Raw genomic sequence first — 11,688 nt, forward strand, 5'->3', positions numbered from 1 at the left:
GTTATAGGGTACCTAAGTACCAACCAATTATCTGTTCACCCCACAATGCGGCAATCCAACCAGCCATAGCCAGATAAGGACCAAATGGAATTGGCAGATTCTTGTCGCGACCCATAATCAGGATTCCGGCAATACCAACAACGGCACCGACAATCGACGACAGCAGAATGATCAGCGGCAGTGCTGTCACACCCAGCCATGCGCCAAGTGCTGCCAATAATTTAAAATCACCATAGCCCATTCCGTCTTTGCCGGTGGCCAGCTTAAATAACCAGAACACCGACCAGAGTGAGCCATAACCACAAGCAGCGCCTACCACGGCACTTTCCAGATCAACAAAGAGTCCCTGAGTATTCACCAGTAAACCCAGCCACATCAAGCCGAGAGTCATACCATCAGGCAGAATCTGATGGTCGATGTCGATCACCGACATGCTGACTAACAACCAGGTAAACACCAGCATCGCCGCCAATTGCCATCCCCACGGGAATACCAGCAATAACATGGCACTCATAACGGCGGTGACCAGTTCAACCACCGGGTAGCGTAAGCCGATTTTGGTACCACAGCCGGCGCATCGGCCTTTGAGTAATAAGTAACTGATTACCGGAATATTTTGCCAGGCTTTTACCGGTGCGTGGCACTTTGGGCAATGTGAATCCGGTTTAACCAGGTTGTAGGGCTTGGATAAATCATCCAAAGCCGGATGTTTTGGCATGTTTTCACTGAATTCGTCACATTCCTGCTTCCAGCCACGAAACAGCATGATTGGGAAACGCAGAATAACAACGTTGAGGAAGCTGCCCACTAATAAAGACAAGATAAAAACAAAAACCACCAGGGCAGCCAGGTGGTTTTGCAGATACATCAACAGGGTTTCCATTACATCGCGGATCCCATTTGGAAGATCGGCAGGTACATCGCCAAAATCAGACCACCAATCACCACACCAAGGAAGGACATAATAAAGGGCTCCATCAGAGCGGTCATGCCTTCTACGGCGTCATCAACTTCCTGTTCGAAGTAGGTGGCAGCTTTATCAAGCATGGTATCCAGGGCGCCAGATTCTTCGCCGATGCTGGTCATCTGAATCACCATATTGGGGAATACGCCGGTAGCACGCATCGCAAAGTGCATTTGCTGGCCGGTGGCTACTTCGTCACGAATACTGAGTACCGCATTGCGGTACACCACATTACCAACAGCACCGGAGACCGAATCCAGAGCTTCTACCAAGGGGACGCCCGCAGCAAAAGTAGTGGATAAAACCCGCGCGTAACGGGCAACCGCGGCTTTGCGAATCATATCGCCAAAGATCGGAAACTTTAACGTTGCCCGTTCAAAGCTATCCTTAAAGGTCTGAGAAGTTTTCATCATATAGCTGAAGCCAAATATCGTTCCCGCTAATATGGCGAGCACCGGGATATAGTAGGCTTGCGCCATTTCCGACAACATCACAACAAATTGTGTTGGTGCTGGCAGTTCGGCACCAAAACTGCTGAACATATCCTCAAAGGTGGGAACCACTTTAATCAGGAGTAATGCCGTTACAGCAAACGCAATGGTTAACGTGGCGATTGGATAAGTCAGGCCTTTTTTGATCTTTGACTTTAATTCTTCCGTTTTTTCTTTGTAGTTGGCGACTTTATCCAGCATAGTTTCCAGTGCACCGGCTTGTTCGCCAGCTTCCACCAGGTTGCAGGTCAGGTCATCGAACAGGTCCGGGCGTTGCTTCAGAGCCGAAGCGAAGTCGTTACCTGCTGAAACTGTATCACGCAGCTCAAAAATCAGCGCTTTCATGGTTGGGTTATCAACGCCATCAGCAACGATATCAAATGATTGAACCAGCGGGACACCCGCCTTAATCATGGTTGCCATTTGGCGCACAAAGAAGGTGATATCAGCAGATTTAATCTTCTTGCCTTTGGCACCGCCACCACCCAGGCCAAATAAAGGCTGAGGAGCTTTTTTAACTTTTTGTGGATTAACCCCTTGCTTTCGCAGTTGGGCTTTAACCATGGCTGCATTCTGGCCAACGATTTCGCCTTTGACCGGCATCCCCTTGCGGTTGGTACCTTCCCAAACGAAATTGGCTGATTTTATTTTCTTCGCCATATCAAACTGAACCGTTTGTCTCTTTACATTAGTCCGTGGTTACACGGCTTGCTTCTTCCAGACTGGTAACGCCAGCAGCCACTTTCATCAAAGCTGAAGTACGTAAATCGTTAAAGCCTTCAGCCCGTGCCGCATCGGAAATCTGAATGGCATTACCACCTTCCATAATAATACGGGAAATTGGATCGGTAATCTTAACAACTTCGTAAATACCCACACGGCCTTTGTAACCCTCTTTGCAGCTGTCACAGCCCACTGCCTGATAAAACTCGCCCTCAGCTATCTGCTGTTCTGTCAGACCGGCTTCTTTCAGCGTTTCTGCCGGTATATCCGCGGGTTTCTTACAGGCTGGGCACAATCGACGGGCCAGACGTTGAGCGATAATCAGGCTAACGGAAGTAGCAATGCTGAAGTTAGGAACCCCCATATTGGCTAAACGAGTCAGTGTTTCCGGCGCACTGTTGGTGTGTAACGTTGACATCACCATGTGGCCAGTTTGCGCCGCCTTAATTGCAATTGACGCAGTTTCGAGATCCCGGATCTCGCCCACCATCACAACATCCGGGTCCTGACGCAGGAAAGAACGCAGCGCTGAAGCGAAATCCAGACCTACTTTGGCATTGACGTTAACTTGGTTAATACCTTCCAGGTTGATTTCAACCGGGTCTTCTGCGGTTGAAATATTGGTGCCTTCCACATTGAGAATATTGAGCCCGGTATAAAGTGATACCGTTTTTCCAGAGCCGGTTGGACCCGTAACCAGAATCATCCCCTGGGGTTTGCCCAACGCTTCCATATACAGCTCTTTCTGAGCCGGTTCATAACCCAGCATGTCGATGCCTAGCTGAGCAGAAGAGGGATCAAGAATCCGTAATACAATTTTTTCACCGAACAGGGTTGGTAATGTATTCACCCGGAAATCGATGGCTTTGGTTTTGGATATTTTCATTTTAATCCGGCCATCTTGGGGGATGCGGCGCTCGGAAATATCCATCTGCGACATCACTTTCAGACGGGCGGCAATTTTACCAGTCAGATTAACCGGTGGGCTGGCCACTTCGTGTAATACACCATCGGTTCGATAACGAATGCGGTAGCGTTTTTCATAGGGTTCAAAATGCAGATCGGATGAGCCCATCTTAATGGCATCGAGCAGCATTTTATTGATAAATTTTACAATGGGGGCATCATCAGCATTTTCTTGCTCAGCTTCGCGCTTTTTCTGCTCTTCATCAGGGTCTTCAAGGTCAACGTCATCCAGCTCGCCATCAAGATCACCAAATGAATTGTCATTGTCGCTCAGAAATTTTTCAACGGCACTTGCGAGTTTATCTTCCTCGACCAATATCGACTCGATATTCATGCCTGTATTAAATTTGATTTCGTCAATCGCCATCATGGCAGATGGATCGCTTTGTGCGACAAACAGGCGTGTACCGCGAGAGAAAAGAGGAAGAACGCGATGTTTTTCAATCAGGTCTTTGCTGACCAGATCTTGAGGTGCAAGATCAAAATCAAACGCGGATAAGTCCAGAACCGGTAAGCCAAATTCTTCCGAAGCGAGTACTGCGATTGGCTTCGCTTTAATCTTGCCGGATCTAACTGCAGCACTAACAAAGCTAACTTTGTCTTTTTTAGCGCTTTCTAATATTTGTATGGCTTGGCTGGAATCGATTAGATTTTGTTCGACTAAGCGTTTGGGTAAACCGGAGATACCGCTCATTTTGTAAGCCTGACACTAATTGCTATTTCAGAAGAACATACCAGACAAAAGTTTGTGTAGCTAGGTGCCCTTTAGTCTAGTCGGAAACTGAATAATAGAAATCATAAAAAAACCCAGTACTACCAATTAGCACTGGGTTTTTATTAGAAGGCTTTCGCTTACACCGAATTAATCAGTGATGTTCGGCTGGTATTGAGCAGGTACCGTTCCACCAACGGCCCATGATACACTTTCTTTACCAGCTGTGCCGCTGAATGCAGTTACAGTAGGGGTCAAAGTATAGGTGTCTGCGCCGGTTTGGTTAAGAGCACTCGATGCGCCACTTAAGAATGTTACAGTAATAGCCCAAGTAGTTGCATCAGCCGCAACAGTCCATTTTGGGTTCGTAGACATATCAGCAGCAGGTGCGAAACCAGTATAACCGGTCAGAGCAGTGGCATCAGCAGCAAGTTTACCGTAGCGACCAGCATAATCTTCTACAGCCAGTACGATGCCGCGAGAGTCACCCAAGCTGGTTTGAACTTCGGAACGGGCAATGTAGTTCTGGTACTGTGGAATCGCTACAGAAGCCAGAATACCGATAATCGCAATTACGATCATCAGTTCGATTAAGGTAAAACCTTTTTGCATAGTTTTCATACTATTCTCCACTCTCATTGTGAGATGTTGTTATTACGGGGCTGATCTTTTTCAATTAAGAACAAAGCCAGCTCCCTGATAAGTTACTACGTTGAATAACATAGCCAAGAGTGTGCCAATGTTCTTTTTTTTCTGCAAGCCTGTGCAGGCCCCTGAATTAAGGGTTTTTACAATTGCTGATGATTCAGGGGGAAGGAGTTTTAATGCAGTAAGTGACAAATTTTGTCACTTACTGTCGGCGGGTGTCTGCGTTGATGTTTTTATGATTGATTTCCAGCCGATTAATTCCCCGGTTGTTGATAAATTAACCTGATATGAGCTGCTAAAACCCAGGGGCAAGGTATAGATATCTTCCGTTAGAAAATCTGCGCCATTTTTCTTTTTCATCCAATCGGCAAAATTATCTGATGGCAGCTCAGTCAGATCTTCGGTTGCTAGTTTAGTGATATCGACGCCAAATGGTGCATCACCGGTATAGATATACAGTTTTGTGCAGGCAGTTTTTTGGCTTGGCGGGTTTTGCTGAATAAAGTCGGCCAACTCTGGTGTGACTTTATCGTGGTAGAGAATTTCAAAACCTGCTGCAGGAAAAGATAAAGACAGTGCCAGCGGTCGGGTGTTATGCACGGTGTAAGAGCCATAAGCCAAAGCCGCAATCTGAAGAGCAGCAATAATGGATAAATCCATCTTTAAGCTTTTTTTTGCTGGGTTGAAGATAATCAACGTCAGCGCGGGGCCGAGCACCAGGTCAACACCAGCAATCACTATCAGGATTTGTTGCCAGCTTGGGTCTGCGACCCGCAATATGCCGGGGAACCAGTAAAAAAAGATCAGCGCCGTCAGAATGGCAAAGACCACCAAGCTGGCCAAAAAGTGAATTCCGAATGCCTGATAGCGGTTTAAATGTGTTAATCCCAACATAGCTGGCTCTCTTATTTCTTCTTATGACTTGTTGTTATTTAAAAGTCGGTAGGCTTTTAATCAGACCAAATCAGATCAGTCGCATCGACAGATCCACGGCTTTGCAATCTTTAGTCAGTGCACCAATTGAAATGTAATCCACACCGGTTTCTGCGTAACTACGCAGAGTGGCGTTAGTGATACCGCCGGAAGCTTCGAGTTTGACCCGGCCATTGGTTTTATTGCGGGTATGTTCAACAGCTTGTGTCATTGCCGCTGGTGAGAAGTTATCCAACATAATAATGTCTGCACCGGCATCGATGGCCTGATCCAGTTGCTCGAACGTTTCGACTTCCACTTCTACCGGTTTACCCGGTGCGATGATATGCGCCTGGGCAACGGCTTGTTGAATGCCACCACAGGCCATAATGTGGTTTTCTTTAATCAGGAAAGCATCGTACAAACCAATGCGATGGTTGAAGCATCCACCCACGGATACGGCGTATTTTTGTGCAATGCGCAGGCCCGGAATGGTTTTACGGGTATCCAGCAACTTCACCTGGGTGCCTGAAACCATATCTGCATAGAAACGGCACAGTGTTGCTGTTCCTGACAGGCTTTGCAGGAAGTTTAATGCGCAGCGTTCACCAGTCAGTAACGAACGGGCGGAACCTTTCAGTTCGAATAAGGTTTGATTTGGGCGTACCCATTGGCCTTCGGATACACGCCAGATAACGGCTACAGATGGATCGAGCTGACGAAACACTTCATTAACCCAGTCAATACCGGCAATGATGGCGCGTTCACGGCAAATAATACGTGCATGAGCCTGATTTTCTGCCGGAATCAGCTGTGCAGTAATATCGCCACTGCCAATGTCTTCGGATAAGGCGTTGGCCACGGCTTGGTGAATATCAGACGTGTGCAGGCTCAGGTCCATGTTGGTAACTCTTTCTTGAAACTAAAAATTGCGCGCATTCTAACCCGAAAGTCGGGCTTCTGCATCGCGCTGGGTAAGGAAGATCGGAGAAAGCAGGCAGAGGCACTCTGCCTGCTGAAGGGGTCAGTCGTTCTTAGCGAAATGCTCGCGGGTTACTTTAAACACCATCGGTGCCAGTAACAGCAGCCCAACCAGGTTCGGAATAGCCATCAGACCATTGAGCGTGTCTGACAGATTCCAGACGAAATCGACTTTAACGTTGGCAAACGCCAGAATCGCCAGTACAAAGATTGCGCGATAGATGATCAGGGTTTTTTCACTGAACAGATATTGCCAGCAACGCTCGCCATAATAAGACCAGCCAAGAATCGTCGTAAATGCAAACACGGCGAGAGCCACGGTGACCACATAATCGCCGCCGGTAATGGTGCTTGAGAAGGCTTCGGAGGTTAACACGGCGCCCGTCAGACCAATACCGTCAGCACCTGTTGCCATCCAGGCGCCGGAGGTCAGGATGACCAACGCAGTCATGGTGCAGACAATAATGGTATCGATAAAGGTACCGAGCATTGCAATAACGCCTTGCTGAACCGGGTTATTGGTTTTTGCGGCTGCGTGGGCAATAGCAGCTGAACCAAGCCCCGCTTCGTTGGAGAACACACCACGTGCGACACCAAAACGAATGGCGGCTGCAACCGCTGCACCGGCAAAGCCACCAACTGCTGCGACAGGCTCGAAGGCGTACTTAAAGATCATGGCGAATGCATTTGGAATCTCGCTGGCATTCATCAGCAGAATAACAATCGATGCACCAACATACAGTACGATCATGGCCGGAACCAGTTTACCCGCCACATCACCAATACGTTTGATGCCACCCAGTACAACAACACCAACCAGTACCGCAACGATAACACCGGTGACCCAGGTTGGAATGCTGAAGCTGTCGTCCAGCACCGCAGCCATTGAATTTACCTGAACCGCGTTGCCGATCCCAAACGCGGCAACTGCGCCAAAGATAGCGAACAGTACACCCAGCGTTTTACCCATCTCCGGAGCAAACTCACCCACGCCATTACGCAGATAATACATTGGGCCGCCAACGTGTTTGCCGTTTTCATCGACTTCACGATAGGTTACAGCGCACACCGCTTCAGCGTATTTGGTTGCCATGCCGAATAACGCAATGACCCACATATAGAAGATGGCGCCCGGTCCCCCCAGCGCGATTGCTGTCGCCACACCAGCAATATTACCGGTACCGACGGTCGCGGACATGGCAGTCATCAGCGCGTTGAACGGTTTAACATCACCACGTTCGCTGTCATTCTGGTCCGAGAACAACTGACGGAAGCCGTAACCGACTTTGCGCCAGGGCATAAACACCATACCGACGGTCAGCAGCACACCGGTTACGCCCAGCATCCCCAACATTGGGGGCCCCCAAACAAAAGCATTGATCTGACTGATCAGATTATTAAGTGCTTCCATTCTCAGCTCCTTCTTTATCTGTTTTTTAGATTTCACACTATATCCCCGCAATTCTGCTAAGCCAATGCGGGAAACTACTTTTTTGACCGTGCGGATAGATTTATTTTCAGTCGCTTGGAAAGCCTCTCTGTTGCTGTTTATATCGGGAAAATTGACTTAGAGTATGACCAGATAAAACTGGCTGAGTGTTATGAACGTTGAAAATGGACTATTGCAGCAAGCCGAATGGCTACCTTCCCCCAACTATGGCGTAAGGCCTGAAAATGAAGTGTCTTTGTTAGTTATTCACAACATCAGTTTGCCACCCGGTCAGTTTGGTGGAGGGTATGTTCAGCAGTTTTTTCAGAATCGTCTTGGTATTGATGATCACGCCTACTTCAGAGAAATTGACGGGTTGCAGGTATCCAGTCATTTGTTAATTGAACGCACCGGGCATATTGTTCAGTTTGTTAATTTTAACCACAGAGCGTGGCATGCCGGAGTTTCCTGCTTTGTCGGGCGCGATAACTGCAACGACTATTCTATCGGCATCGAGCTGGAGGGCACTGATCATACCCCCTACAGTGATGAACAATATCGGGCGCTTGCTGAAGTTACCCAAGCGCTCATGACTGCTTACCCAAAGATAACTGCTGAGCGGATTACCGGACATGAGCATATTGCACCCGGGAGAAAAACCGATCCTGGCCCAGCATTTGATTGGCCAGCTTACCGGCGCAGTATCAGTGTTATACCCATCAACCGATCGCCAGCAGACAGAGAACCATAAGGAAGCCTGATGAAGTTTTTGATTGTGTTTATTGCCTTATTTTTGCAGAACAATCTGACCTTGCCACGACGCAGCGCGCGAAGTCGCAGCTTTCATAGTTGGTTGTCTTTCTGGTCAACGCGGGTTTTTTTTGGCCGCTTACCGCGCCATCTGAAATACTTTTTGCTGGTTGTTCTGCCAACCGTTGGCGGCGCAGCAGCGTTCGTTTTTATTGAACAATACAGCTGGGGCTTGTGGGCGGCGATCTTTGAAGTGGCACTGTTGCTTTACGTGTTATCTCACATCAGTTTTGAGCGTCACTTTGAAGCTTATGTAAAAGATCTGGAGCGTGGTGATACACAGGGCGCTTATCGTTGCGCCGAGCAATATCTGGCGGTACCGGAAATTGATATCACCAACGACGTCAGCACGTTAAATGTTCAGGTTATAAAAGTGTTGTTGCACCGCTGGTTTGAGTATTTCTTTTTGATGGTCTTCTGGTACATGGTGGCTGACGTTGCCGGGGTATTACTGGCCTGGTTCAGTGTGCAATACGCTCGTGCCAGTGACTGCGATGCCAAAGCCTGGCGTTATTTGCATTTTCTTGAATGGATTCCGGCGCGTTTATTAGGACTCACTTTTGGCCTGGCTGGAAACTTTATGCGTGCTTTGCCTGTGTGGCAGCGTTTTTTGTGGCAAACACAGGCCAGCAGTGCCGACGTGTTGTATCAGGTTGCTTGTAGTGCCTTAACTCACAACGGTGAAGAAAAAGAGTGGCACCGTGTTGATGAAGATGCCGAATCTGCCGTGGCCGAGTTAAAGGAGTGGCATTATCTGCATTTACGCAGTATGTCGATCTGGATGGTAGGGATTGCATTTGCCACCATCGGCGGTTGGTTGCTTTAACCAGGATCGATTGCCCCGGAGCTGTGTTGCTGTGTGCTCATGTAGGTGAACGACACAGCACCTTGTTCAACAGAGAATATTCTCATCGTCCGCGCTTTTTTATCTCAGCTCCCAGCCATGCCGCGCCGCGGACACCACTGGAGTCGCCGTATCTGGCTTTCAGAAGTGGTGTTACTACCGTATCTGAGAAGACAAACTCGCCCCAGATTTGTGGTACCTGCTGATAAATCGAATCGATGTTGGAAACCCCACCACCCAATACAATCGCGTGTGGATCGAGGGTGTTAATGACGCCCGCCAGCGCTTTTGCCAGACGCCGATGGTAGTTATTCATTACCCGCTGGGCCTGGGCATTGCTCTGCCTTGCCTGTGTATCCCAGGCTTCGGCACTTTGATCGATGCCGGTTTCTTGTGCAGCTTGCTGGCGCAATCCGGGGCCAGATAATAACGTTTCGATGCAGCCCGATTGGCCACAATAACAGGCAATTTCCGAATCCTGTTGCTCACGCCACAGAAGCGGGTTGTGACCCCACTCACCGCTGATGGCATTCGGGCCACTGACCAGCCCACCATTGATGACCCAGCCCCCACCACAGCCGGTGCCAATAATCACGGCAAATACCGATGCTTTGCCCGCGGCCGCGCCGTCGGTGGCTTCTGACAAAGCAAAACAATCGGCGTCGTTGGCGATGATAATGTCATGTCCCAGTGCCCGTTCCAGATCTCCCTGCAAGTCCTGGCCAATCAAACACACCGTGTTGGCGTTTTTTACCAAACCAGTCGCTGGGCTGATGGCTCCGGGAATTCCAACTCCCAGGGTGTATTCTGCATTCAGCTCTGTGGCTGCCTGGCGCACCATGGTGGCGATATTGCTGACGATTTGCTGGTAGTCATCAGCGGGTGTCGCAGTGCGGCGACGCAGGCGAGTATTTCCCTGTTGATCCAGTGCGATGATTTCAGTTTTGGTGCCGCCGAGATCGATACCAAACCGGAATTCCGTTTGTGTCGTGGCGTTTAAGTTGGAGGTTTTACCCGGCACTGTGGTGCGTGTCATTGAAAGGCCTGCTGCAGAATTCAACAGGCGCAGTGTAAGGTAGATTCAAGCGGTCGGGAATGCTGCTGAGTAAGATGAGATGGGTCTTTGAACGGCCGCAGTTGTCGTTAGTTATGGCTGTAGCTTTTCATCATGGTTTTTAACATGTCTGTTGCGCCACTGATGGTGCAGCCGTTGCCGTACAGACTGGGCGTCAGTTTATCGCTCCACACTACTTCAGCGATGCAGTTACCCGTGCGGCGCCCGTCAATATTGGGCGGGATATCAACCAGGTCCAGTTCGAAGGTGGTGCCCGGAGCCAATGCTTCATAACTGGAAATCATTATGCCGGTTTCAGAGCAATCGACCAGCAACCCCAGATATTCTTTGCTGCCATGTTCAAACACACTGACCGTACTTTTCAGTGTCCAGCGAGGGTGCATGCGCTGCTCTTTGTCAGAAGTGGGGTGCTCGGGAGTCATCAAACCGCTCTCTTTTGTGGTTAAATCCATGTTTTAACTATAGATCAGTTATTGGCACATGAACGCGATTGAATTGGTTTTAGGTGGCGCCCGTTCTGGTAAAAGCCGCTACGGTGAGCAGCAGACAGGTCGCGCCGAGCAATTGGGGCTCTCGCCGGTGGTCTACGTTGCGACGGCATTTGCTGGTGATGGTGAAATGTCGGATCGTATTAAACGTCATCGCGATGAGCGCCCGGCACATTGGTTTACCCGGGAAGAGAGCGTCAATCTGGCACAATGTCTGGCTGATATTCAGAGCAGCCATCCGGATGCGGTGATTCTGGTGGATTGTCTGACGTTGTGGCTGACCAATTGTTTGTTAGCGGATAACAGCGAATGCTGGCCCGAGCAAAAAGAGCAGTTGCTGCAACAGCTGGGCAATATGAGGCAGCGGGTTATTCTGGTGAGTAATGAAGTGGGTCAGGGCGTGGTCCCCATGGGTGAACTGAGTCGTCGATTTGTTGATGAGGCCGGTTGGTTGCACCAGGACATCGCAGCGTTGGCCAATGATGTCACGCTGGTGGTTGCAGGTTTGCCGATGGCATTGAAGCGCAATGGTCAAATGCAGTCGGGCGCAGCCTGCCCACCCCTGCATTTGTTATCTGACTGATGGGTTGCTTGACCCATGTCTGAAAAAAATGCCGCAGAACGTTAACGAAAAACAACCGATAA

Annotated in this window: 12 protein-coding genes and 1 pseudogene; 3 read left to right on the top strand and 10 right to left on the bottom strand. The window is 49.2% G+C overall.

Translation table 11 applies throughout. The annotated features are described in order from the left end of the window. Nucleotide 1: 1 nt before the first annotated feature. The 8 genes and pseudogenes from MK185_12620 to MK185_12655 all read right to left on the bottom strand — a co-directional run bounded on the left by MK185_12620 (nt 2) and on the right by MK185_12655 (nt 7,808). Complete coding sequence (locus MK185_12620) at nt 2-883, bottom strand: A24 family peptidase (GenBank protein MCH2041469.1); 882 nt, start codon at nt 881-883, stop codon at nt 2-4. Further along, nucleotides 883-2,115 carry a type II secretion system F family protein gene (locus tag MK185_12625; protein ID MCH2041470.1) on the bottom strand — a complete coding sequence of 411 codons (1,233 nt, stop codon included), beginning with the start codon at nt 2,113-2,115 and terminating at the stop codon, nt 883-885. The genes MK185_12620 and MK185_12625 overlap by 1 nt, the downstream gene beginning before the upstream one ends. Before the next feature lie 28 nt (nt 2,116-2,143). Then, the gene (pilB, locus tag MK185_12630) at nt 2,144-3,838 is read right to left on the bottom strand and encodes a type IV-A pilus assembly ATPase PilB (protein ID MCH2041471.1); all 1,695 of its coding nucleotides are present in this window, start codon (nt 3,836-3,838) and stop codon (nt 2,144-2,146) included. Nucleotides 3,839-4,006: 168 nt separating this feature from the next. After that, complete coding sequence (locus MK185_12635) at nt 4,007-4,348, bottom strand: pilin (GenBank protein MCH2041472.1); 342 nt, start codon at nt 4,346-4,348, stop codon at nt 4,007-4,009. A 9-nt stretch (nt 4,349-4,357) separates the two neighbouring features. After that, nucleotides 4,358-4,477, bottom strand: a pseudogene (locus MK185_12640) (prepilin-type N-terminal cleavage/methylation domain-containing protein). A 225-nt stretch (nt 4,478-4,702) separates the two neighbouring features. After that, nucleotides 4,703-5,398: a hypothetical protein gene (locus tag MK185_12645; protein MCH2041473.1), complete on the bottom strand. Its 696-nt coding sequence runs from the start codon at nt 5,396-5,398 to the stop codon at nt 4,703-4,705. Nucleotides 5,399-5,468: 70 nt separating this feature from the next. Then, nucleotides 5,469-6,317: a carboxylating nicotinate-nucleotide diphosphorylase gene (gene nadC, locus MK185_12650; protein ID MCH2041474.1), complete on the bottom strand. Its 849-nt coding sequence runs from the start codon at nt 6,315-6,317 to the stop codon at nt 5,469-5,471. Between the two features lie 123 nt (nt 6,318-6,440). Further along, complete coding sequence (locus MK185_12655; protein MCH2041475.1) at nt 6,441-7,808, bottom strand: sodium:alanine symporter family protein; 1,368 nt, start codon at nt 7,806-7,808, stop codon at nt 6,441-6,443. Nucleotides 7,809-7,998: 190 nt separating this feature from the next. Here MK185_12655 and ampD point away from each other — a divergent pair, with 190 nt between their 5' ends. Beyond that, a complete protein-coding gene (ampD, locus tag MK185_12660) occupies nt 7,999-8,577 on the top strand; it encodes a 1,6-anhydro-N-acetylmuramyl-L-alanine amidase AmpD (GenBank protein MCH2041476.1) in 579 nt (192 codons plus the stop codon). Nucleotides 8,578-8,586: 9 nt separating this feature from the next. Beyond that, entirely contained in the window at nt 8,587-9,462 is an 876-nt protein-coding gene (gene ampE / locus MK185_12665) for a regulatory signaling modulator protein AmpE (GenBank protein ID MCH2041477.1), read from the top strand. Nucleotides 9,463-9,544: 82 nt separating this feature from the next. Here the strand turns inward: ampE and MK185_12670 are convergent, their stop codons facing one another. Further along, nucleotides 9,545-10,516: an ROK family protein gene (locus MK185_12670; GenBank protein ID MCH2041478.1), complete on the bottom strand. Its 972-nt coding sequence runs from the start codon at nt 10,514-10,516 to the stop codon at nt 9,545-9,547. Nucleotides 10,517-10,623: 107 nt separating this feature from the next. Further along, on the bottom strand, nt 10,624-11,007 hold the full coding sequence (locus MK185_12675; GenBank protein MCH2041479.1) for a PilZ domain-containing protein: 384 nt from the start codon (nt 11,005-11,007) through the stop codon (nt 10,624-10,626). 28 nt (nt 11,008-11,035) lie between these two features. Here MK185_12675 and cobU point away from each other — a divergent pair, with 28 nt between their 5' ends. Continuing rightward, entirely contained in the window at nt 11,036-11,626 is a 591-nt protein-coding gene (gene cobU, locus MK185_12680; GenBank protein ID MCH2041480.1) for a bifunctional adenosylcobinamide kinase/adenosylcobinamide-phosphate guanylyltransferase, read from the top strand. The last annotated feature ends 62 nt before the right edge of the window (nt 11,627-11,688 follow it).

The sequence above is a fragment of the Saccharospirillaceae bacterium genome, from assembly GCA_022448365.1.
Taxonomy (GTDB): Bacteria; Pseudomonadota; Gammaproteobacteria; order Pseudomonadales; family Oceanobacteraceae; genus Bacterioplanoides.